Origin of the sequence: Leisingera sp. M527, from assembly GCF_025141525.1 — a bacterium.
In the GTDB taxonomy this organism is placed as follows: Bacteria; Pseudomonadota; Alphaproteobacteria; order Rhodobacterales; family Rhodobacteraceae; genus Leisingera.
This window is the reverse complement of the sequence record NZ_CP081037.1, coordinates 2,591,725-2,613,444: the sequence shown is the minus strand read 5'-3', so window position 1 is coordinate 2,613,444 and position 21,720 is coordinate 2,591,725. Positions and strand designations below refer to the sequence as shown.

Below are 21,720 nucleotides of genomic sequence, written 5' to 3'. Positions count from 1 at the left end.
CAGACCGGCGCGGGGCGCGTTGCAGGCAGCCACTGGTGGTATCGAAGACCAGTTCACTGGAAATTGCAAATTCCAATTTCGATCACCCTATGCATTATTTGCATGAGCATTTTTGTGCAAAGTAGAGTTTACTCTGGAAGCTGAGGCCTCCGTTCCCGGCAGGCTTGGCAATAATAAGGCAGGGGAGCCGACATGCTGGACAACACCATTGCGTCCATAAAAAATCTGCGGGTGGAGTTTCAGACCAAGGACGGCCCTGTTACCGGAGTTGAGGATGTCTCCTTTGATGTCAGCCCGGGCGAAACCGTTTGTATCGTGGGCGAATCCGGGTCGGGCAAATCGGTCTCTTCGCTGTCGCTGATGCGGCTGGTGGAGTTCGGCGGTGGCGAGATCGCGGGCGGCGAGCTGCTGTTCAACCGGCGTGAGGGCGGTGAAACCAATTTGTCCACAACGGAACAGGATCTGATGAAGCAGATCCGAGGCAACGAGATCGGCATGATCTTCCAGGAGCCGATGACCGCGCTGAACCCGGTGTTCACCGTCGGCCGCCAGTTGACCGAGGGTCTGCGCATCCACAAGAACATGTCCAAATCCCAGGCCGAGGAACGCGCGCTGGAACTGTTGCGCCAGGTCCGCATTCCCGAACCGGAGCGGCGGCTGAAGCAATACCCGCACGAACTGTCCGGCGGCATGCGCCAGCGGGTGGTGATCGCCATGGCGATGGCCTGCGAACCGCGGCTTTTGATCGCCGACGAACCCACAACCGCGCTGGATGTGACCATCCAGGCGGAAATCCTGGCGCTGATGGACCGGCTGAAACGCGAGACCGGAACGGCGGTGATGTTCATCACCCACGACATGGCGGTGGTCGCCCAGATGGCCGACCGCGTCGTTGTCATGTTCCGCGGCAACAAGGTTGAGGAAGGCACGGTTCAGGAGATCTTTGAGAACCCCAAGCACGACTACACCAAGGCGCTGCTGGCCGCAGTTCCAAAACTTGGCGAGATGCGCGGCAAGAAATACCCCGAGCCGATGAAGCTGCTGGGGGTCGAAGGCCAGAAGATCGAACCGATCAAGGGCACGGACGAGGTGCTGCTGGAGGTGCAGAACCTGACAACCCGTTTCCCGGTCAAAGGCGGCCTGTTTCGCCGCACGATTTCGAACGTCCACGCAGTAGAAGATGTCTCTTTCAAGGTGTTTAAGGGCCAGACCCTGTCGCTGGTCGGCGAGTCCGGCTGCGGTAAGTCTTCGGCCGGGCGGTCAATCTTGCGGCTGGTGGAGCCGGATTCAGGCAAAGTGGAGTTTGAGGGCCGCGATGTGCTGGGTTTCAACACCTCCCAGATGCACAAGGCGCGCCAGGACATGCAGATGATCTTTCAGGATCCCTTTGCCTCGCTGAACCCGCAGATGCAGTTGATCGACCAGGTGGCGGAACCGATCCGGAACTATGGCCTCGCCTCCGGTTCCGAACTGCACGACCGGGTAGCCAGCCTGTTCGACCGTGTCCACTTGCCGCGCAGCTTCATGCGCCGCTACCCGCACGAGATGTCCGGCGGCCAGCGCCAGCGGATCGCCATCGCCCGGGCGCTGGCGCTGAACCCCAAGCTGATCGTCGCGGACGAGGCGGTCTCGGCGTTGGATGTGTCGGTGCAGGCGCAGGTGCTGAACCTGATGATGGAGCTGCAGGCGGAACTGGGCCTGTCCTTCCTGTTCATCAGCCACGACATGGCGGTGGTGGAGCGCGTCTCGCATCAGGTCGGGGTAATGTATCTGGGCCGCATCGTTGAAATCGGCCCGCGTGAACGGGTGTTTGAGAATCCGCTGCACGCCTATACCCAGGCGCTGATGAAAGCTGTGCCGATTGCCGACCCGCGCCAGCGCAAATCGGAGAAAGAGCTGAACTTCAAACCGATCCCCTCGCCGATCCACGAAGTGGGCTATCAGCCGGAACCGTCGGAGTACCTGGAGCTGGAGCCCGGCCATTTCGTGCTGACCACAGACAGCGGATACTGAAGACATGGCTGCCAGATTGACGCCTTTGGAGATCATGCAAGCGCTGGTCTCCTTCCCGACCGTGAGCCGGGACACCAACCTGCCGCTGGTGGATTGGGTGCAGGAATATCTGTCCTCGCACGGTATTGAAAGCCACCGCTGGACAGATCCGCAGCAATCGAACAAGGCCGCCGTCTTTGCCCATGTTGGTCCTTGGGAGGAGGGCGCCGTGGTGCTCTCGGGCCATACCGATGTGGTGCCTGTGGACGGCCAGCCCTGGGACACCGATCCGTTCGAAGTGGTGGAGAAGGACGGCAAATACTTCGGCCGCGGCACCTGTGATATGAAGGGCTATGACGCGCTGGCAATCTGGGCGCTGGTGGAGGCGCAGACCCAAGGCGTGAAGCGCCCGCTGCAACTGGCGCTGAGTTTTGACGAGGAAATTGGCTGTACCGGCGCGCCGCCAATGATCGAGGCCATGCAGTCCGTGTTACCCAAAGGTTCAGCGGTGATTGTCGGCGAACCGTCGATGATGAGGGCGGTGACCGGCCACAAGGGCGGCACAGGATACACGACCCATCTGATCGGGTTTGAGGTGCACTCATCCCTCATGCACACCGGCGTCAGCGCCATTATGCAGGGCGCGAAACTGATCGACTGGGCCAACCAGCAAAACGCCGCGAACATGGCCAAGGAGCCGGGCCAGGTGCAGGCGATGTTCACCCCGCCCTGGACTACCTGCCACGTCGGCATGATCGAGGGCGGCACCGCCCACAACATCACTGCCAAGGACTGCCGTTTCATGATGGATTTCCGGGTGGTGCCGGGGGAGAACGCCGGTGATTGGGAAGCCGCCTATATTGCCAAAGTGCGCGAGGTCGAAGCGGAGATGCAGGCCATCCACCCGGACGCCCGCATTGATGTTTCCAAGCATTTCGACGTGCCCGGACTGGTTCCGGAACAAAACGGCGAGGCAGAGGCGCTAGCGCGCCGGGTGACCGGCGACAACGGCTCCCATGTGGTCAGCTACGGCACTGAAGCGGGCCAGTTTCAGCAGGCGGGTTATTCCGCGGTGATCTGCGGCCCCGGCGACATCGCGCAGGCGCATCAGCCCAACGAGTTTATCACAGTCGCCCAGTTCAATGCGGGTCACGACTTCATGCGCAAGCTGGTGGAAAAGCTGAGCGGTTACTTTCCTCTGCCTTGAAACCGGGCGTTTTGTGTTCAGATTTGTGCGGAAGGTATACGAGGGGTGTACAGATTGTGCATGCTTGCCACCCCGGCACTGGCGTGTTCCGCCACGTCCCGGCGGGACCGCATACTTGCGAAGCTAAGTTTTTTCGCGGACAGTCTGCCGCAACGGAACCTGAAACAAAAAAGGGGAGGGGAATATGCCGGCCAAGAACCGTTTTGCCGAGATGCACCAGGAGATCACCGCTTGGCGCCATCACCTGCACGAGAACCCCGAACTGATGTACGAGGTGCACGAGACTGCCGCCTTTGTGGTGGAGCGGCTTAAGGAGTTCGGCGTCACCGATATCACCACTGGCGTGGGCAAGACCGGGGTGGTGGCGGTGATCGAGGGCAGGACCAATACCTCCGGTCGCGCTATCGGCCTGCGCGCTGATATGGACGCCTTGCCGATCCCTGAGGCCTCGGGAGTGGGCTACGCCTCGAAGACACCTGGCGTGATGCATGCCTGCGGCCATGACGGCCACACCTCGATCCTGCTGGGGGCGGCTAAGTATCTTGCAGAGACACGGAATTTTGACGGCAAGGCGGTGCTGATCTTCCAGCCTGCAGAAGAAGGCGGCGCAGGCGGCAAGGCGATGTGCGACGACGGGCTGATGGACCGATGGGGTATCCAGGAGGTCTATGGCCTGCACAATATGCCCGGCCTTCCAGTGGGTGAATTTGCCATCCGCCCCGGCCCGCTGATGGCGTCTTCGGATGAATTCGTCATCACCGTCACAGGCAAGGGCGGCCACGCCGCCGCCCCGCATGAGGCGATTGATACGACGCTTGTGGCCTCTCAGATCGTGGTCTCGCTGCATTCGATCGTCTCGCGCAACGTCGACCCGGTAAAGCGCGTGGTGCTGACCGTCGGCACGTTTGAGACCGACAGCACGGCGTCAAACGTGATTGCCCATACCGCCAAGTTGCAAGGCACCGTCCGAACCCTGGATCCGGAGTACCGCACCCAGGCCGGGGATTGGGTGCGCCGGGTTGCCGAAAGCACCGCATCGGCCTTTGGTGCCACGGCGGAGGTCGAATGGGTTCCTGGCTATCCTGTTACTATCAATGATGAAAACGGCACCGCCCACGCGATTGAAGCGGCGCAGGCGGTCTCTGCCAAGGTCGATGCCGAGACCCCGCCGATTATGCCGTCCGAGGATTTCTCTTATATGCTGGAGCAGCGCCCCGGCGCCTATATCTTCCTCGGCAACGGCGACACTCAGATGTGCCACCACCCGGCCTATGTCTTTGACGACGAAGCGATTCCCTTGGGATGCAGCTGGTTTGCCGAGCTGGTGGAACGAAGAATGCCTGCGGCCTGAGGCTGCGGGGAATAGACAACCAAAGGAGCGAGAAATGCCGGTCAAGAACCGCTTTGCCGAACTGCAGGATGAAATCACCGCCTGGCGCCGTGACATCCACGAAAACCCGGAAATCCTGTTCGAAACCCACCGTACCAGCGCGCTGGTGGCAGAGAAGCTGCAGGAATTCGGCTGCGACGAGGTGGTGACCGGCATCGGCCGCACCGGCGTGGTGGGCGTGATCAAGGGCAAGGCGGATACATCGGGCAAGGTCATTGGCCTGCGCGCCGACATGGATGCGCTGCCGATCCATGAGCAGACCGGGCTGGACTATGCCTCCAAGACCCCCGGCGCAATGCATGCCTGCGGCCATGACGGCCACACCGCGATGCTTCTGGGCGCGGCCAAGTACCTGTCCGAAACACGGAATTTTGATGGCACCGTGGTGGTGATCTTCCAACCGGCTGAGGAAGGCGGCGGTGGCGCCAAGGTGATGTGCGATGACGGGCTGATGGACCGCTGGAACGTCCAGGAAGTCTACGGTCTGCACAATTGGCCGGGCCAGCCGCTGGGCTCCTTCGCTATCCGCCCCGGTTCGTTCTTTGCCGCCACCGATCAGTTCGACATCACTTTCGAGGGCCGCGGCGGCCATGCTGCCAAACCGCATGAAACCGTGGATACCACCGTTCTGGCAGCCCAGGCCGTGCTGGCGCTGCAGACCATCGCCTCGCGCAATGCCGACCCGGTGCATCAGATCGTGGTCTCTGTGACCTCGTTTGAGACGTCTTCGAAAGCGTTCAACGTGATCCCGCAGAAGGTACAGATCAAAGGCACCGTGCGCACCATGTCGGGGGAAATGCGCGATTTGGCAGAGAAGCGGATCAACGAGATCTGCACCGGCATCGCCGCGACCTTTGGCGGCACCGCGGGTGTCACCTATCATCGCGGATATCCGGTGATGGCGAACCACGATGCGCAGACTGAGTTCGCCGCCAAGGTGGCCGCCAGTGTTTCCGGTTCCTGCGAAGACGCGCCGCTGGTGATGGGCGGCGAGGATTTCGCTTTCATGCTGGAAGAGCGCCCGGGCGCTTATATTCTGATGGGCAACGGCGATACTGCAATGGTGCATCATCCGGAGTACAACTTCAACGATGACGCGATCCCTGCCGGCTGCAGCTGGTGGGCGGAGATCGTCGAGCAGCGGATGCCGGCTGCTTAAGCATAATGCGGGGAGGGGGCTGTTTGCCCCCTCATGAGCCTGCGGTTCAATTCACGTGCCGAGGCAAGGGCCCAGCTCGCGGCTCAACTCCGCGATCGAAACTGCGATCGCTGTATTGCTGCTCGGACCACATGCGTCACCGTGGCGCTGCCATGACGAACTTGTCCCATAGTGCTTCCTTTCATTTCAACAAAAGGATCACGCCATCAAACCTTGGGATCGCATACCTGGCACCGGCCCTGGCACCGACGCAGTGGTAACGAAGCTGCTCAAAGCAAAGACCCAAGGTCTGTTCGAGGCTTTTCGTCTGCGAAGCTTCCGGCGGTGATGAAAGCTGTGCTCTGAGCTGCTTCGTTGCGCTCGGCCTGTCTGATCACTGCGCGCATGTTTCACCGCCCCTGACCTTTGCAAGATATCCGGGCCTCGCTGCCAACACCGATACAGCAGAGGCGCGGATGCCGGCACTATGGGGATAGCTTGCTGAAGCCCATTGCAATTGTGATGGCCAGTCGTTGACCTGCGCGGCCAGGATGATCTCCAAGGGCGGTGCGAACAGCCGAAGCGTAGTTGGCGCCCCATCTGCATAGGCCTTCACCCGCGCTTGGTAAGCGCTTTTGGTCATTGGCACAAAGGGATCGGCTCGGTGCGAGAGCGGGACGGTCTCAACGGGTTTCCGGGGGGCTTGGTCAATCGGCGTGCGGCCAAGCAAGTCACGGATGCGTGCGATGTTGGCCTTGCAAGCCGCGCTGGCCAGCAGCCCGTAGTGCCGGATGCGGTGGAACCCATCGGACAGGACGCGGGTCAGGAACCGGCGGATGAACTCGCCGGTTTCGAGCTGCATGACCTTCTTCCGGTCGCCGTGCTTGATGCGGTAGTCCTTCCGGCGGAAGGCGATGGTTCGAGCCCTCCACCCGGTGGGTGTGCCGGCTGAGATAGGCCAGCACCGCCTCGGGCCCTCCGAAGCGCTTTCGCCGTGGATGATGGAGTGGATGTCCCCTCCTCAGACGGCATCGCATTGTGCCAAATTGGTGATGTTCCATTCACCCGCGACGGACACCCCCCATGAACGAAGTTACCATTATCTGCGTTGACCTGCCAAAGAACGTTTTTTCAGGTCCACGGGGGCTGCTGCGGATGGCGCAGCGATTTTCCAAAGGAAGTTATCACGCCCGCAGTTTGAAAGATGTATGGCCTCCTTGCCATTGAAGCATGTGCGACCTCGCATTACTGGGCACGCGAGAAAACCAAAGTGGACCATGAGGTACGGCTGATCGCCCCGAACTAAGTGAAACCCTTTGTGAAGCGGCAGAAGAATGATGCCGCGGATGCGGAAGCGATTGTCGAGGCGGCTCAGCGACCGAGTATGCGTTTCGTTCCCGTCAAATCGGTTGAGACCCAGGCTCACACAATGCTGTTTCGCTCCGGCGAGCAGCTGATTGGGCAGCGCATCGGGGCGATCAACGCCTTGAGAGGCCATCTCGCCGAGTCCGGTGTATCGTTGGACAGGGCATCACGAACCTGCCCAGATTGGCGAAGCGCATCGAAGCCCCAAGTTCGGAACCGCCCGACCTTGCCCGGGATATGGCCCGAATGCATCTTGACCGCATCGCAGCGCTCACGGCGCAGATTGATGAGGTGATGACGAAGATCAAAGAGATCGGCTCGGCGAGCCGCGATGCGCGCATTTTGCGGTCCATGCCGGGCATCGGACCGATTGGTGCAATGGCGATCGAGGCCTTGGCGCCACCGATGGGGACGTTCAAAAGCGGCCGGAATTTTGCAGCTTGGCTGGGTCTCATCCCGCGGCAAGCAGGTCTTGGGAAAGACGTCAAAGATGGGTCAGCGTGACATCCGGCGATTGCTGATTATCGGGGCGATGAGCTGTGTCGCACGTGTTGTGTGCTTTAAAACGCGGGGCTACGCCATGGCTGCAGGACAAATTGGACCGTAAACCTGAAATGGTTGCCGCTACCGCTCTGGCTAACAAGATGGCGCGTCAGATTTGGGCTATGCTGACGAAGGGGAAAGAACACATGTCAGTGATAGCATGACGAAAAGGGTTTAGCGCTCAGTTCTGGCGCGGCCCTCCGCAAGAAGTGCATTGAATGATATGGAAGCCGACGGCAATCGCGATCGGAAAGCCGGCAATGGGTGGGGCGCCAGGAGCCCGCGCAGACGGCTTGGACCCGGTCCGCGAACAAACCATACCGGTCCGCGGCGTGAGAAAAGCCGCATATCTGAGGCCTGACACACGACCGCAAATGATCGACCCCAAGCCTTTGGATACTTCTTGCAAAACCAGGGACATCCACACACGACCCATTCGACCTTGCGTAAAGGGTCCAGCCACTCTGCGAAGGTGCCGGCCTGCGCCAGCGGTTCCAGGTCGCCGAAGAAGGCCAGCTCCCCGGCGCGGTGAAGCGCCACCAGCCCCTCCAGAAACAGCTACCGGAACAGGCGCGACTGGCCCCGCACGTGCAGGAAGACCACGGGCTTGCAGGCAGCCCATCTCGCGCCGTCCAGCGACAGGCCGCCATCCCATTGCCCAGCAGGCGATTGCGCAGCAATCTGCCGAGAGGGGCACGACCATGTGGATGTGGGAGTGATGGGTCAGCGCCGATCCCCAGGTATGCAGCACGCTGGTTCTGCCCACCCGCGCGCGCATCCGTTTGGGATCTGCCGCTATGGTCATCACGGTTTGTGCCGACGCCTTGAACCGCAGCCCATACACCGCCTTCTTGTTCCAGAAGGCAATCCGGGCAATCTCGGCTGGCAGGGTGAAGACCACGTGGAAATACTCCACGGGCAACAGGTCCTCGGCGCGCGCCGCAATCCACTCGCGCGCCGCCGGCCCCTGGCACTTCGGGTAATGGCGGTTCTTGCATGAATCGTAGGCTATGTGGTGATGGCTAAACTTGCCGCACACCGCCACATGCCCGCCGAGCGCTTCGGTCCGGCAGGTCTCAATTGCCGACATGACCTTCAGCTGGGTCAGGCTGACATGCCCCGCATTGGCCCGCTGCCACGCGGGGCCATGAGTGCGAAAGATGTCAGCGATCTCCAGCTTCGGGCGGGACAACGCCCGGGTCTATCACTCCAGACTTAGGTTAGCCGCCTGATCCAGCAGCTTCGCCAGTATCACGTAGGGGCTGACCGTGTCGCGGATCGTCTCGGTGGCGACATGCGTGTATTGCGCCGCGGAGGTCAGCTTGGCGTGGCCGAGCAGGACTTGGATGACCCGCACGTCCGTATTGGCCTCCAGCAGATGCGTGGCAAAGCTGCGCCGCAGGGTATGCAGGGTCGCGGGCTTCTGACCCCAGCCATGGTCTTCGCCGACGTGAAGGCCCGGTTCAGCCGCCGCGGCGAGAGCGGGTTGATCTTCGGCTTGCCGGGAAACAGCCAGCCTTCCTGTCTGGCTTCGCGCCAATAGTCTCACAATAGGCTCAGCAATCCTGGTGACAGCATCACCTTACGGTCCTTTCCCTGCTAAACATGGATCAGCATCCGGTCGCTGTCGATGTCGCCGATCTTGAGATTGCAAATCTCAGCGGCCCTGCGCCCTAGGAAATGCTGAGTGCCAACCGGCAATTCGGGTCCGGCCCCGGCGCCGCCAAAAGTATGCCCGAGACCTACTCGACGCTGAAGGCCACGGGCAACTTCCGCGGCTGTGTTCGGAACTGCAGGTAGCGCTTCATCTCCTCGCGCCCGCAGGTCATGCCGAAGAAGAACCGCAGCGCGACGATGCGCGCGTTGAAGGCCGAGGGGGGATCCCGGTGCCCTTCATGTGAAGTTGATAGGCGCGCAGGTCCTCCGGCGTGGCCGTATCCGGCGACCGCCCGAGGAACGCGGCGAAATCCTTGATCGCTCGGACATAGGCCTTCTGGGCCTTGTTGCCTATGCCCCGAATGCGCATGTCCTTGATCCTCCGCGCGCACAGCGGCTTTGTCCTTGGGCTCCTTGGCGGCTTTGCCATCGTTGCGACAGCGAATTTAGTGAGCTCAGATGGTAGATACTTTAGGTTAAAGGAAGAAGCTAATGCTCCAGCATCTCGCGGTAGATCGCGACCAGCGTACCGGCCTCCTTTTCCAACGCGAAATTGGTAATCGCGTGCTTGCGTGCTGCCTCTGACCAAGCGTCCAGCCGCCCTTCGGTGGATAACACCTCATTGATCGCCTCCACCATCTGCCGGGTCTCGCCTGCGTCGATCAGAAGGCCGGTTTCACCCGGTGCGATCAGCTCTTCAAAGGCGCCAACGCGGGTGGCAACTGCAGGCACCCCGCAAGACATGGCTTCCAAAGGGGTCAGGCCAAACCCCTCCCAGCGTTGCGGTGCCACATATAGATCCAGCGCCTGATACCAGCGGGAAACCTCCCAGACCGGCACCTCAGGCGGGAACAGCAGGCGGCCGGACAGGCCTGCGGCCTCTACCTTAGCGCGCAGCTCCTTCTCAAACGCCACATGCTTTTCGGTGGCGCGGCCCATGACCAGGCCTACCGCATGGGGATGCGCTTTCATCACCTCCAGCATGGCGTCGACAAAAACGTCCGTGCCTTTCTGCGCCCGGATGCGGCCGTAGCAACCGATCAGGATTGCATCCTGAGGCAGGCCCAGTTCACGCCGCAACGCGGCTTTGTCAGCGGGTGGGGAAAATTCCTCGGTATTGATCCCGTGATGCACCACTTGCACCGGGTTCTCCAGATAGGCGGCACCTTTGGCCGAGGTTGCAATCACCCGGTCCATGTTGGAAATCAGCCATTTGGTGTAACCGGAGTGATGGCGCTGGGAAGCAGAGGTGAACAACAGTTTCAGCCGCTTGCCCAGCAGGTATTTCAACGCCAGCCCGCCGAGCATTTCGACATTGCGCCGGGCGTGCCAGACGCGGGCGCCGGCGGGGCCGTTGCGTTTCATGAACAAGAGCTGCAGCACCGACAGATGCGGCATGCCGCCGGGCAGGCCGCTGCCGGCGGTGGCAATTGCGATTTGCTGGCGCTGCAGCGGCACCAGCCGCACGATGGTGGAGGTGACGCCGGACAGGCGGCGCTTGAAATTCGGCGCGATGACCTCAACCGTATTGGCGTCAGTTTTTGCCATCATGGCCTCCATCGCGGGGCAGAACCGCCAGCAGGGCGTCCACCGTCTTGTCCAATTGATCCGACTGGCGGGAAATGAATTGCCGGGCGGCATCACAGGCGGCCTGGAAGGCCTGCGGCTGTTCCAGCCAGGTGGCAACCTGATCGGCCAACTCTGCCGCGGACCGCACCTCAGCCGCAGCGCCAAGCGCGGTCAGCTCAGCATAGGTTTCGGCGAAATTGTAATGTCCGGTGCCGGTGATCACAGTGGCGCCCGCCTGCATCGGCTCAAACGGGTTGTGGCCGCCGATTTCGCGCAGGGAGCCGCCCAGGAAAACCAGCGGGCTGAGGGCATACCAGGTGCCAACCTCGCCCAGAGTGTCAGCCAGATAGACCTGGGTGGCAGTCCCGGGCATGACGCCCTTGCTGCGCCGCGCGCAGGACAGGCCTGCGCCCTTCACCAGAGCTTCTGCCGCATCGCCGCGCTCGGGGTGGCGGGGAGCAAGCAGCAGGCAGAGGTCCGGGTGCTTCTTCAGCAGCGCCTTATGTGCCTCCAGCACGGTCTCTTCCTCGCCCTCGTGGGTCGAGGACGCGATCCAGACCGGGCGTTCACCGATGTTTCTACGCAGCTTTTCAAGGCTGTCCTGGTCGACCGGCAGCGGCGCTGAGACGGCCTTGAGGTTGCTGCCGGGGCGGACGCGGTTGGGGTTGGCGCCCATCGCCTGCAGGTTCGATGCGGTCTTTGCATTTTGCGTCACCAGCAGGTCGAATTGCCCCAGGATGTAGCGCGCCGTTTCCGGGCGTTTCTTCCAGCCTTCCACAGACCGGTCCGACAGCCGCGCATTCAGCAGCACCAGCGGGCAGCCGCCCTTGCGCGCCCGCACCAGCATTTGCGGCCACAGTTCGCTTTCGACAAACACCCCCAGATCGGGGCGCCAGTGCGCCAGAAACCGGTCCACCGCCGAGGCTGTGTCCAGCGGCGGGAACTGATGGCGGCAGCGCGGCGGCATCCGTTTGGCAATCAGCTCGGCAGACGTTGGCGTGCCGGAAGTGATCAGAAATTCCGCGTCCGGCGCCTGTTCTCCCATCCGCTTGATGAGCGTGAGCACCGACAGGCTCTCGCCGACCGAGGCGGCGTGGAACCAGATCAGCTGCCCGGCGGGACGGGGCAGGGAGGCGTGGCCAAGGCGTTCGCGCACGCGCGCCTCCGGCAGGCCGTAATCACGCAGCTTGCCCGCCACCTTGCGCCAGGCAAAGGGTGCTATCAGCGCGCTGGCGCCGCAATAAAGGGAATAAAGCAGCGTCGGCCGCGCGGGCGAGTTACTGGACATGATCAGCCGCCGGTGTGGCTCATGTGGCGGGACATCTGGCCGCCGGCCTCCTGCCGGGAATAGTCAAAGTCATGGCCGCGGGGCTTGTCGCCGATGGCGGCGCGGATCGCGGCCTCCAAGACGCCGGTGCCTTCCTCGTTTGCGCGCAGGGGCGCACGCAGGTCAGCTTTGCCCTCCTGGCCCAGGCAGGTGTAAATTTCACCGGTGCAGGTCACCCGCACCCGGTTGCAGCTTTCGCAGAAGTTATGGGAAAGCGGGGTGATGAAGCCGATTTTCTGGCCGGTTTCCTCCAGCCGCACATATCGCGCCGGACCGCCGGTGCGCTCAGCCAGATCGGTGACGGTATAGTGGTTTTCGTATTCCGCACGCACGTCTTTCAGCGACCAATACTGGCCGATGCGCTCCATGGCACCGATGTCCTCGCCCATCGGCATGACCTCAATCCATGTTAGGTCGAGGCCGCGTTCGGCGCACCATGCGGTGATCGCGGGCAGTTCTTCTTCGTTGAAGCCTTTCAGCGCCACGGCGTTGAGCTTGACCTTGAGGCCGGCCTTCTGCGCGGCATCAATCCCTTTCAGCACCTGCGGCAGGCGGCCCCAGCGGGTGACATCGGCGAATTTCTGTTCGTCCAGCGTGTCGAGCGAGATATTCACCCGGCGTACCCCGGCGGCATAAAGGTCATCGGCGTATTTCGACAGCTGCGAGCCATTGGTGGTCAGCGTCAGCTCCTTCAGGGCGCCGGTGTCCAGATGGCGGCTCATCGACTGGAAGAAAGTCATGATGCCGCGCCGGACCAGCGGCTCACCGCCGGTGATCCTGAGCTTCTCAACGCCGAGCCGGATGAAGGTGGAACACAGCCGGTCCAGCTCCTCCAGCGTCAGCAGATCCTTCTTGGGCAAAAAGGTCATATTCTCGGACATGCAATAGACGCAGCGGAAGTCGCAGCGGTCGGTGACCGAGACACGCAGATAAGTGATTGCGCGGGCGAAGGGATCAATAAGCGGAGCTGTCATGCCTCCTAGGTAAAGCGGGGCACCGCCCGCGGCAAGAGGGGGACGGCTTTTACCGCTGGCAAAGAGTTTCGCGCAAAGCTAGGGTCGCCTCATGCGTATGACAGTCATTTTCCTTGCTTCGATTTCCCTGCTGGCTGCCTGTAACGGGATCCAGCTGAATTCTTCCATCCTTGGCGGCCAGGGGGCTCCGGCGGCAGCTGAGCCGCAGGACCCGGTGCTGCAGCCGGCCCCCGGTGTTGATGTGGCCGAGGCGGATCCCGCCTTGTCCGATGCACCGTCGTTCCGCGGCTCTGCAACCACGGTGGCCTCGCTGGGCGATCCGTCCCTGCCGGGACTGTGGATGGAAACACCGCTGGTGGCTGCTGAACAGCAGGCGTTGGTGCGCACCAGCCGCAACACCCAGGTGGTGCTGACGCTGAAGCCCGCCCCGGGGGCCGAGTCCGGCGGCAGCCGCCTGTCGATCGGCGCCATGCGCGCACTGCAGCTGCCGCTGACTGAATTGGCCGAAGTACAGGTGCTGCCTGCGGGTTGATCCTGTTTGAGAGCGGGGAAGCGCCCGCCCTCTTGGGGCGGGGGCGTGCGCTGCCCGGCTGGCGCCGGGCGGGCCGGTCGTGAATAGGGCGGGGGCTAGCTGTCTTTCAGGTATTTCGCCGCTTCCTTGCGGGCGAAGGCTTTCATGACTGTCCCATGTTCGGCCAGAAACGCGCGGGTGCGCTCCGCGTCATGTTTGCTGAGGTCGCGCAGCCACCAGGCCACGGCTTTTTGCATGAACCAGTTGCGGTCCGGCACATAAGCCGCCGCCCAGCCCAGAATACGTTCGCGCCGTTCTTGGTCAGCAGGCTTCAAATTGTTCATCTTGGCCCAGGGCAGGGTGGCGACAAGTGCAGCGCGCCGGGACCACATGTGATCCGACTGCGTCCAGGCCTCGACCGTGTCCAAGCGTTCCGGTGCGGCTTGCAGGCGTTTTGAAATGGCCGAGCAGGCGTGATCTGCGATGGCCCAGCTGTCAAAATCCGGCACCCAGGATTGCATCAAGTCCCATGCGGCTGCGTCTTCTTTGATCCGCGCCTGGGTCAGCAGTTTGGCGGCGGCGATGCGGGCTTCGAAGATATCCGACTCCCACAGTGCGCGTGCCAGGTTGACCCGTTCGTCGAGCGGGAGCGCCTGCCGCCAAGTCTTGGTCAGGTCATTGGTGGCCGGATTGGGCACGCCCAGTATTTCGCGGGTTTGCTTGTGATAGGCGGCCATCTGCGCGGCGCGGCCGGGTTCTGCCTGCGCTTTCAAACTGGCAAGAGCGTCATCCAGCGTCATCAATATCTCCGAAAATGTTGGACGGCTGCCCGTCGATTGTGGTCACGTTGCGCTCTGCCCAGAATGTATGCAGCCCGTCCTGGCCCAACGGTTCGGTCACCCTGTCCAATGTGTCCCGTTCGCCGGCGTAATCGAGGAACGGCACCGCGTAGCCGCAGGACGACTGAATCATTTCCACGTTCATGTCATAGATCTGGCGCGGGCCTGGGTTGGCTGGGAACAGCGCGTTGAGCTCCGCAAATTCCGGGTCGCGGGGATGCAGGGTGCGGGCCGAGCCATAGGCCCGCAGTATCAGAGGCCGCGCCGCGAAGCTGCACCACATCAGCGTCATCCGGTTCATCTGGCGCAAATGCCCCGCAGTCTCGTTGCCGCTGCCGGTAAGATTGCGCCAAACGATCCGGTTCGGGTCCATCACCCGCAGGCTGTCCATGCCCTTGGGAGAGATGTTCACCCGGCCTTCCGCCGCAGCGGTCCCGGAAAAGAAGATATGCTGCGCAGCGATGAAACGCGCGTGATCCTCATTGATCCGGTTGAATTGCTTGGCCACCGGCTGCTACTCCACGGTAACGGATTTCGCCAGATTGCGCGGCTGGTCCACATCGGTGCCCTTGGCGACCGCGGTGTGATAGGCCAAGAGTTGCGCGGGGATCGCATAAAGAATTGGCGACAGCGCTTCTTTGACGCGCGGCATCCGGATCGCGCACCAGACATCGTCGCCGGCCTCGTCGATGCCGTCCTGATCGGAGATCATCAGAACCTTGCCCTTGCGGGCCAGAACCTCCTGCATGTTGGAGACCGATTTGTCGAACAGCGAATCCTTGGGGGACAACACCACCACCGGCATGTGTTTGTCGATCAGTGCAATGGGGCCGTGCTTCAGTTCGCCCGAGGCATAAGCTTCGGCGTGGATGTAGCTGATTTCCTTCAACTTCAGCGCGCCTTCCAATGCCAGCGGGAACATCAGTCCGCGGCCCAGGAACAACACGTCGCGGGCTTCGCTGACTTTTTGGGCGGCTTGGCGGATCGCGTCGTTCTGTTCCAGCGCTGACGACAGCACATTGGGCAGGCCGCGGATCGCGGTGGCGTAGTCTGCCATTTCGTCAGTCGAAAGATGGCCGCGGTCGCAGGCGGCTTTCAGCGCCAGCGCCAGCAGCACTGTCAGCTGACAGGTAAACGCCTTGGTCGAAGCGACGCCGATTTCCGGCCCGGCATAGATCGGCAGTGCCAGATCGCTTTCCCGCGCGATGGAACTTTCGGGCACGTTTACCACTGACAGGATCTTGTCGGCCTTTTCCTGGCAATAGCGCAGCGCCGCCAGAGTGTCGGCGGTCTCGCCCGATTGGGAGACAAACAGCGCCAGGGTCTTGCCGGGGATCGGCGGCTCGCGGTAGCGGAACTCGGACGCAATATCGACTTCGACCGGCAGCCGGGCGATCTGTTCAAACCAGTATTTGGCGGTCACACAGGCGTAATAGGCGGTGCCGCAGGCGACCATCGTCAGCCGTTCGACCTGCGAGAAGTCCACCTCGCCGGGCAGGCGCACGGCGTCTTCCTCAACTGGCAGATAGTGGCGGATTGCCTCGGCTATCACATGCGGCTGCTCGGCGATTTCCTTGGCCATGAAATGCTTGTGGCCGGCTTTGTCGACCTGGGCAGAATCGATCTGGATGGTCTTGGTCGCCCGGTTCACCAAGGCGCCGTCTGCGTTGCGGATTTCTGCGCCTGCGCGGGTGACGACGGCGCGGTCGCCTTCCTCCAGATAGGTGATCCGGTCGGTGAGCGGCGCCAGGGCGATGGCATCAGAGCCCACGAACATCTCGCCATCGCCATGGCCGATGGCCAGCGGCGAGCCCTTGCGGGCAGCGATGATCAGGTCTTCCTCGCCATCAAACAGAAAGGCGAGCGCAAACGCGCCTTGCAGCTGGTCCAGCGTCTTGAAGGCCGCATCCACCGGCGCCAGCCCTTCCTGCAGGTGGCGTTCCGTCATCAGGGCGACGGTTTCGGTATCGGTCTCTGTCCGGAACTCCATTCCGCAGTTCAGCAGCTCAGCCCGCAGCTCCTTGTAGTTCTCGATGATGCCATTGTGCACAACTGCGACGGCGCCCGCGCGGTGCGGGTGGGCATTGCTGACAGAAGGCGCGCCATGGGTGGCCCAGCGGGTGTGCCCGATGCCGGATTTACCGGCCAGCGGTTCATGCACCAGAAGGTCGCTGAGGTTCACCAGCTTGCCCACCGCGCGGCGGCGCCGCAGCTCGCCCTTGTTCACGGTGGCAATGCCGGCACTGTCATAGCCGCGGTATTCAAGCCGCTTCAGCGCCTCGACCAGGATCGGGGCGGCCTCGTGATTGCCCAGTACGCCGACAATTCCGCACATCACTTGGCTTCCTTCTGCAGGCGGGCTTTCTTGGCGCGCAGGATATCCATCAGCTTGCGTGCCCGGCCCGGCTTGTTGGTCTGTTCGGCGCGGGCAAGGGCCAGGTCGCCGTCTTCGACATTCTTTGTGATCACAGCACCGGTGGCGGTCATCGCCTCGTTGCCGACCCGGACCGGCGCCACCAGCATGGTGTTCGACCCGATAAAGGCGCGGGCGCCGATTTCGGTGCGGTGCTTCATCACCCCGTCATAGTTGCAGGTAATTGTGCCCGCGCCAATGTTGGTTTCCTTGCCGACCGAGGCATCGCCGATATAGCTGAGGTGATTGACCTTGGCGCCTGCAGCGATTTCCGCGTTCTTGATCTCGACAAAGTTGCCAACGTGAGTGTCCTCGGCCAGTTCCGCGCCGGGGCGCAAGCGGGCATAGGGACCAACCTTGGCGCCGCGGCTGACATGGCAGCCCTCCAGATGCGAAAACGCCCGGATCAATGCGCCGCTCTCCACCGTCACGCCGGGGCCGAAGACCACGTTGGGCTCAATCACCGTGTCCCGCCCGATGAATGTATCAAAGGCGAGGTAAACGGTTTCCGGGGCCATCAGGGTAACGCCCAGTTCCATCAGGTCTGCCCGTGCCCGCGCCTGAAACAGCGCATCCGCCTGCGCCAGTTCTGTGCGGGAGTTGACGCCCAGCGTCTCCGCCTCGTCACAGGACACGGCGGTGACTTTCAGATCTTCGCGGCGGGCCAGCTCCACCAGGTCGGTCAGGTAATATTCGCCCGAGGCGTTTTCGTTGCCGACCTTGGCGATCAGGTCGAACAACGCGCTGGCCTTGCCTGCCATCAGACCGGAATTGCAGAAGCTGATAGCGCGCTCTGTTTCACTTGCATCCTTGAACTCGACAATCCGCTCCAGGCTGTCGCCGTCCATCACCAGGCGGCCATAGCGGCCCGGATCGGCGGCCTCGAACCCCAGCACAACCAGATCGGCACGCTGGCGGGCCTCGACCATCCGCTCCAGCGTCTCAGCGCTGACAAAGGGCGTGTCGCCATAAAGCACAACCACATCGCCCTCGAACCCTTTCAGCGCGGTGCGGGCCTGGTCCACCGCATGAGCGGTTCCAAGCTGTTCTTCCTGCAGGACAACGTCGGCCTCTTCGTCGATACCAGCCACTGCCTTGCGGACTTGATCCGCTCCGTGCCCTGCCACGATAATGGTGCGCTCGGGCGCCAGCGTGCGGCCAGCGGCCATCGCATGCTCCAGCATTGGCGCCTGTGCGATCGGGTGCAGCACTTTCGGAAGGTCGGAGTTCATCCGGGTGCCTTTTCCGGCCGCCAGGATGACAAGGGCAATGCTCATAATCGCTTTTCTCTTTGTCTTTTTATCACTCCCGTTTTATCCGCTAAGGGGCGGGGCGCAAGAGATAGCGCCATCAAACAAGATTGCGGGCTGCAACATGCGGCAGCGGAAATGCGCCGAAGGGGCAGGATATGCGAACAGTTATCTTCGATCTGGACGGCACGCTGGCGGATACTTCCGGCGATCTGCTGGCGGCGGCCAATACCTGTTTCCGGCAGATGGGGCTGGGCGATGTGCTGAGCCATCCGCGCGATGCGGCGGTATCGTTGCGCGGTGCCAGGATGATGCTGACGCATGGGCTGAAGCGGGTGGATCAGTATGATCCGGCGGTGGTGGAAGAGTTCTACCCGGTGTTACTGGACGTCTATCGCGATGCCATTGATCACCATACGGTGCTTTATCCCGGTGCAATGGAGGCGGTCGAGGCGCTGAAAACCGCAGGCTTCGGCGTCGGTATCTGCACCAATAAGCCGGAGGGGCTGGCGGAACAGTTGCTGCGCAGCCTGGGCGTGCGCGATGCCTTTAGGTCGTTGGTGGGGGCAGATACGCTGCCGGTGCGCAAACCTGACCCTGAGCCGCTGTTCGAGGCCGCCCGCCGCGCAGGCGGCGACCCGGCCCGCACATTGCTGGTGGGTGACAGCGACACTGACCGCAATACATCTGCCAATGCGGGCGTGCCCTCGGTTCTGGTGACCTTCGGCCCGTCGGGCGATGATATGGCAGCGCTCAAACCTGAAGCGCTGCTGCACCGGTTCGAAGACCTGCCGGAGATCGCGGAGCAGCTGATTGCGTGATCCCGCAACTTAGTTTCGGGAAACTCGGCCAAATGGCTTCCCTCTTGACCCCTGCCGGGCGGCGGCTCACAAACGCCGCATGAGCGAGATTTTTTCCGGGTCTTTCACCCAGCAGGAACCCATCCCCGAAGACGCCATCGAGGCAGCACTTGCGGTGCTGCGCAGCGGGCGGCTGCACCGGTACAACGTGGCAGAGGGCGAGGCAGGGGAAACTGCGCTGCTGGAACATGAGTTCGCCGCACAGATGGGCGCGAAATACTGCCTGGCGGTGGCTTCGGGCGGTTATGCGCTGGCCACCTCCCTGCGGGCGGTCGGGGTGAAGCCCGGCGATAAGGTCCTGACCAATGCCTTTACACTTGCACCGGTGCCGGGTTCCATCGCTTCGGTCGGGGCAGAGCCGGTGTTTGTTGAAGTCACCGAAGACCTGACCATTGATCTCGACGATATGGCCGCAAAGGCGGATCAGGCCAGGGTGCTGATGCTGTCGCATATGCGCGGCCATCTGTGCGACATGGACCGTCTGATGGAGGTCTGCAACGCCGCCGGTATCACCGTGATTGAAGACTGCGCCCACACCATGGGGGCGTCCTGGAATGGTGTGCTCTCGGGCAAGCACGGGGCAGTGGGGTGTTATTCCTGCCAGACTTACAAACATGTGAACTCGGGCGAAGGCGGGCTGCTCATCACAGATGATGAAGAGATCGCCGCCCGCGCCATCATGCTGTCAGGATCCTATATGCTTTATGGCCGCCACCTGGCGGCGCCGGGGCCGGAAGTGTTCGAACGGGTGAAATACGAGACCCCCAACATTTCGGGCCGGATGGACAACCTGCGTGCCGCCATCCTGCGGCCGCAGCTGAGTGACCTGGAAACCCAGGTGCGGCGCTGGAATGACCGCTACCGCGAAGTTGAGAACGGCCTGCGCGGCACGCCGGGCCTGACCGTGGTCGGGCGCCCTGCGCAGGAGGTCTATGTCGGCTCTTCGATCCAGTTCCTGCTGCTCGACTGGTCCGAGGAGGCCGTGCAGGAGGCGGTGCGGCGCTGCGCTGCCCGCGGCGTGGAGCTGAAATGGTTCGGCACGCCCGAACCTGTAGCCTTCACCTCCCGTTATGACAGCTGGCGCTATGCAGACACCCCGCGGCTGCCGCAGAGTGACCGGGTTTTGGCCGGTATCATCGACATGCGGGTGCCGCTGACATTCAGTCTGGAAGACTGCGCCCAGATCGCCCGCATTATTCGCGCCGAGGTCTCTGCCGTCTATCAGTCGGCCTGATAGAGCGGCACCGTCGAGATCGAGACCTTGGCCGAGCCATCGGTCAGCTCTGCCGCGTGGGCAGCATAGATCAGCGTCTGGTTGCCCTCGTCGAAAATGCGCTTCACCCGCAGCGATTTGAGGATGATAGAGCGGGACGCGCGGAACACGTCCTCGCCATCGCGGCCGCGGTCGATGTCACCCACGGTGATCGGCCCGGTCTGGCGGCAGGCGATTGAGGCATTGGACGGATCCTCGAACCAGTTTCCGTTGGACAGGCGGTCCAGAAGCCCCCGTTCGAAATAGGCGATGTGGCAGGTTACGCCGCTGACTTTAGGGTCGGCGATGGCCTCGATGATGATGTCGTTTCCCACCCAGTCGACGCCGATCTCCCCGACTTCCTCCGCGGCGGCAGGCAGGCTCAGCAGGCAGGTCAGGGCTGCCGCGGTGCGGTTCAATCGTTTCATCAGTTTTTATCCTCGCAATCTGATTTGTGCCGGTCTGTCCGGTTACTGCTAAACCAACGCGCGCAATCGGCAAAACGATCCGGGGAACCTTTTTGAACAAGCGGACGTTGTCCCTGCACAACGGCGCAAAAACGCGCCCTCAGACAGAAATGATATCGAGGAGAACACAATGTTCATGTCCAACCGCACCCTGACCGCTCCTGCCCTGACCGCGTCCGCTCTGGCCCTGCTGGCCGCACCGGTCTGGGCCGGCGCCCAGGTGCAGGCTGTGACCGACCTGAACCTGCGCGCAGGCCCGGGGCCGCAGCACGAGATCATTGGCGTCATCTCTGCCGATGGCTCGGTTGATCTTGAGGGCTGCCTTGAGGAAAGCAATTGGTGCAAGGTTGCATATGATGGCGCGGACGGCTGGGCTTACGGCGAATACCTGACCACCAATCTGGCCGACAAGTATGTGCCGGTTGTTGCCAAGGACAACCCGGTCAAATTCAACACCGTCACGTACACCAGCACTGAAACCGGCGAAGACGATGCTGCGCTGGGCGCTGTCGGCGGCGCCATCACAGGCGGCCTGATTGCAGGCCCGGCAGGCATTGTCGCAGGGGCCATTGCGGGCTCACTCGCGGGTGAGGCTGCGGTGCCGGACGAGAAGGTGGTGACCTATGTGCGCAGCAACGCCACCGAGCCGGTTTACGTGCAGGGCGAGGTGGTGACCGGCGTCATGATCCCGGAAGAGGTCCAGCTGACCGAGGTTCCGGACACCAATTACCGCTATGTCTACCTGAACGGCCTGCCTGTGCTGGTTGAGGCGGACGACCGCACAGTGGTTTACGTGGTCCGCTGATCCAATCCAAAGCGGCTATTTGCGGGCGGTCCCTGGCGGGGCCGCCCGTTGCTGTTTGCGGTGCCGGCACGGAACATGATTGACCCGAATCGAGGCCTCGTCTATTGAATTGAACAACTGTTCATATAATCGGCTCTAATCGGCTCTAATCGGCTCTAATCG

Annotated in this window: 17 protein-coding genes and 3 pseudogenes; 9 read left to right on the top strand and 11 right to left on the bottom strand. The window is 62.3% G+C overall.

Annotation, left to right across the window (positions count from 1 at the left end):
• Positions 1-192: 192 nt before the first annotated feature.
• The 4 genes from K3555_RS13075 to K3555_RS13060 all read left to right on the top strand — a co-directional run bounded on the left by K3555_RS13075 (position 193) and on the right by K3555_RS13060 (position 5,748).
• The gene (locus tag K3555_RS13075) at positions 193-2,013 is read left to right on the top strand and encodes an ABC transporter ATP-binding protein (protein ID WP_260005542.1); all 1,821 of its coding nucleotides are present in this window, start codon (positions 193-195) and stop codon (positions 2,011-2,013) included.
• 4 nt (positions 2,014-2,017) lie between these two features.
• Entirely contained in the window at positions 2,018-3,199 is a 1,182-nt protein-coding gene (gene argE / locus K3555_RS13070) for an acetylornithine deacetylase (RefSeq protein ID WP_260005539.1), read from the top strand.
• 184 nt (positions 3,200-3,383) lie between these two features.
• A complete protein-coding gene (locus K3555_RS13065) occupies positions 3,384-4,550 on the top strand; it encodes a M20 aminoacylase family protein (protein WP_260005538.1) in 1,167 nt (388 codons plus the stop codon).
• 34 nt (positions 4,551-4,584) lie between these two features.
• Positions 4,585-5,748, top strand: a complete 1,164-nt coding sequence (locus K3555_RS13060; RefSeq protein WP_260005537.1) for a M20 aminoacylase family protein — start codon at positions 4,585-4,587, stop codon at positions 5,746-5,748.
• Positions 5,749-6,121: 373 nt separating this feature from the next.
• On the opposite strand, the gene K3555_RS25000 is transcribed toward K3555_RS13060, so the two are convergent.
• The gene (locus K3555_RS25000; protein WP_409201697.1) at positions 6,122-6,616 is read right to left on the bottom strand and encodes a transposase; all 495 of its coding nucleotides are present in this window, start codon (positions 6,614-6,616) and stop codon (positions 6,122-6,124) included.
• Positions 6,617-6,810: 194 nt separating this feature from the next.
• On the opposite strand from K3555_RS25000, the pseudogene K3555_RS13050 reads away from it, so the two are divergent.
• Positions 6,811-7,799 (top strand): annotated as a pseudogene (locus K3555_RS13050) (IS110 family transposase).
• Positions 7,800-8,043: 244 nt separating this feature from the next.
• Here K3555_RS13050 and K3555_RS13045 read toward each other — a convergent pair.
• The 5 genes and pseudogenes from K3555_RS13045 to moaA form a co-directional block, all read right to left on the bottom strand.
• Positions 8,044-8,827 (bottom strand): annotated as a pseudogene (locus K3555_RS13045) (transposase zinc-binding domain-containing protein); the annotation flags it as partial.
• A gap of 12 nt (positions 8,828-8,839) precedes the next feature.
• A pseudogene (locus K3555_RS13040) lies at positions 8,840-9,721 on the bottom strand (tyrosine-type recombinase/integrase).
• 59 nt (positions 9,722-9,780) lie between these two features.
• On the bottom strand, positions 9,781-10,839 hold the full coding sequence (locus K3555_RS13035) for a glycosyltransferase family 4 protein (protein ID WP_260005535.1): 1,059 nt from the start codon (positions 10,837-10,839) through the stop codon (positions 9,781-9,783).
• On the bottom strand, positions 10,826-12,148 hold the full coding sequence (locus tag K3555_RS13030) for a 3-deoxy-D-manno-octulosonic acid transferase (RefSeq protein ID WP_260005533.1): 1,323 nt from the start codon (positions 12,146-12,148) through the stop codon (positions 10,826-10,828). The genes K3555_RS13035 and K3555_RS13030 overlap by 14 nt, the downstream gene beginning before the upstream one ends.
• A gap of 2 nt (positions 12,149-12,150) precedes the next feature.
• Positions 12,151-13,161 (bottom strand): GTP 3',8-cyclase MoaA, encoded by a 1,011-nt coding sequence (gene moaA / locus K3555_RS13025; RefSeq protein WP_259985696.1) that lies wholly within the window; start codon positions 13,159-13,161, stop codon positions 12,151-12,153.
• A 91-nt stretch (positions 13,162-13,252) separates the two neighbouring features.
• Here moaA and K3555_RS13020 point away from each other — a divergent pair, with 91 nt between their 5' ends.
• Positions 13,253-13,693 (top strand): hypothetical protein, encoded by a 441-nt coding sequence (locus K3555_RS13020; RefSeq protein WP_260005531.1) that lies wholly within the window; start codon positions 13,253-13,255, stop codon positions 13,691-13,693.
• A 95-nt stretch (positions 13,694-13,788) separates the two neighbouring features.
• Here the strand turns inward: K3555_RS13020 and K3555_RS13015 are convergent, their stop codons facing one another.
• Genes K3555_RS13015 through glmU form a run of 4 tightly spaced genes read right to left on the bottom strand, consistent with a single transcriptional unit; the run spans position 13,789 to position 18,201 of the window.
• On the bottom strand, positions 13,789-14,472 hold the full coding sequence (locus tag K3555_RS13015) for a DNA alkylation repair protein (RefSeq protein WP_260005530.1): 684 nt from the start codon (positions 14,470-14,472) through the stop codon (positions 13,789-13,791).
• A complete protein-coding gene (locus K3555_RS13010) occupies positions 14,459-15,019 on the bottom strand; it encodes a pyridoxamine 5'-phosphate oxidase family protein (RefSeq protein WP_260005528.1) in 561 nt (186 codons plus the stop codon). Before K3555_RS13010 ends, K3555_RS13015 begins: the two co-directional genes overlap by 14 nt.
• A 6-nt stretch (positions 15,020-15,025) precedes the next feature.
• Positions 15,026-16,846 carry a glutamine--fructose-6-phosphate transaminase (isomerizing) gene (gene glmS, locus K3555_RS13005; protein ID WP_260005526.1) on the bottom strand — a complete coding sequence of 607 codons (1,821 nt, stop codon included), beginning with the start codon at positions 16,844-16,846 and terminating at the stop codon, positions 15,026-15,028.
• Positions 16,846-18,201, bottom strand: a complete 1,356-nt coding sequence (gene glmU / locus K3555_RS13000) for a bifunctional UDP-N-acetylglucosamine diphosphorylase/glucosamine-1-phosphate N-acetyltransferase GlmU (RefSeq protein WP_260005525.1) — start codon at positions 18,199-18,201, stop codon at positions 16,846-16,848. The genes glmS and glmU overlap by 1 nt, the downstream gene beginning before the upstream one ends.
• A gap of 131 nt (positions 18,202-18,332) precedes the next feature.
• Here glmU and K3555_RS12995 point away from each other — a divergent pair, with 131 nt between their 5' ends.
• Together K3555_RS12995 and K3555_RS12990 are read left to right on the top strand one after the other, a co-directional pair.
• Positions 18,333-18,995 carry an HAD-IA family hydrolase gene (locus K3555_RS12995; protein WP_260005523.1) on the top strand — a complete coding sequence of 221 codons (663 nt, stop codon included), beginning with the start codon at positions 18,333-18,335 and terminating at the stop codon, positions 18,993-18,995.
• 79 nt (positions 18,996-19,074) lie between these two features.
• On the top strand, positions 19,075-20,268 hold the full coding sequence (locus K3555_RS12990; RefSeq protein WP_260005522.1) for a DegT/DnrJ/EryC1/StrS aminotransferase family protein: 1,194 nt from the start codon (positions 19,075-19,077) through the stop codon (positions 20,266-20,268).
• On the opposite strand, the gene K3555_RS12985 is transcribed toward K3555_RS12990, so the two are convergent.
• On the bottom strand, positions 20,256-20,714 hold the full coding sequence (locus K3555_RS12985; protein ID WP_260005515.1) for a CreA family protein: 459 nt from the start codon (positions 20,712-20,714) through the stop codon (positions 20,256-20,258). The two genes, K3555_RS12990 and K3555_RS12985, sit on opposite strands and share 13 nt — an antisense overlap.
• Before the next feature lie 169 nt (positions 20,715-20,883).
• Between K3555_RS12985 and K3555_RS12980 the strand changes: the two genes are divergently transcribed.
• Positions 20,884-21,558: a DUF1236 domain-containing protein gene (locus tag K3555_RS12980; RefSeq protein ID WP_260005513.1), complete on the top strand. Its 675-nt coding sequence runs from the start codon at positions 20,884-20,886 to the stop codon at positions 21,556-21,558.
• The last annotated feature ends 162 nt before the right edge of the window (positions 21,559-21,720 follow it).

Bases quoted from the DNA above. Each gene is read 5' to 3' on its own strand.
- K3555_RS13075 (WP_260005542.1), top strand. From the start codon at position 193: ATGCTGGACAACACCATTGCGTCCATAAAAAATCTGCGGGTGGAGTTT.
- argE (WP_260005539.1), top strand. From the start codon at position 2,018: ATGGCTGCCAGATTGACGCCTTTGGAGATCATGCAAGCGCTGGTCTCC.
- K3555_RS13065 (WP_260005538.1), top strand. From the start codon at position 3,384: ATGCCGGCCAAGAACCGTTTTGCCGAGATGCACCAGGAGATCACCGCT.
- K3555_RS13060 (WP_260005537.1), top strand. From the start codon at position 4,585: ATGCCGGTCAAGAACCGCTTTGCCGAACTGCAGGATGAAATCACCGCC.
- K3555_RS13035 (WP_260005535.1), bottom strand. From the start codon at position 10,839: ATGGCAAAAACTGACGCCAATACGGTTGAGGTCATCGCGCCGAATTTC.
- K3555_RS13030 (WP_260005533.1), bottom strand. From the start codon at position 12,148: ATGTCCAGTAACTCGCCCGCGCGGCCGACGCTGCTTTATTCCCTTTAT.
- moaA (WP_259985696.1), bottom strand. From the start codon at position 13,161: ATGACAGCTCCGCTTATTGATCCCTTCGCCCGCGCAATCACTTATCTG.
- K3555_RS13020 (WP_260005531.1), top strand. From the start codon at position 13,253: ATGCGTATGACAGTCATTTTCCTTGCTTCGATTTCCCTGCTGGCTGCC.
- K3555_RS13015 (WP_260005530.1), bottom strand. From the start codon at position 14,472: ATGACGCTGGATGACGCTCTTGCCAGTTTGAAAGCGCAGGCAGAACCC.
- glmS (WP_260005526.1), bottom strand. From the start codon at position 16,846: ATGTGCGGAATTGTCGGCGTACTGGGCAATCACGAGGCCGCCCCGATC.
- glmU (WP_260005525.1), bottom strand. From the start codon at position 18,201: ATGAGCATTGCCCTTGTCATCCTGGCGGCCGGAAAAGGCACCCGGATG.
- K3555_RS12995 (WP_260005523.1), top strand. From the start codon at position 18,333: ATGCGAACAGTTATCTTCGATCTGGACGGCACGCTGGCGGATACTTCC.
- K3555_RS12990 (WP_260005522.1), top strand. From the start codon at position 19,075: ATGAGCGAGATTTTTTCCGGGTCTTTCACCCAGCAGGAACCCATCCCC.
- K3555_RS12985 (WP_260005515.1), bottom strand. From the start codon at position 20,714: ATGAAACGATTGAACCGCACCGCGGCAGCCCTGACCTGCCTGCTGAGC.
- K3555_RS12980 (WP_260005513.1), top strand. From the start codon at position 20,884: ATGTTCATGTCCAACCGCACCCTGACCGCTCCTGCCCTGACCGCGTCC.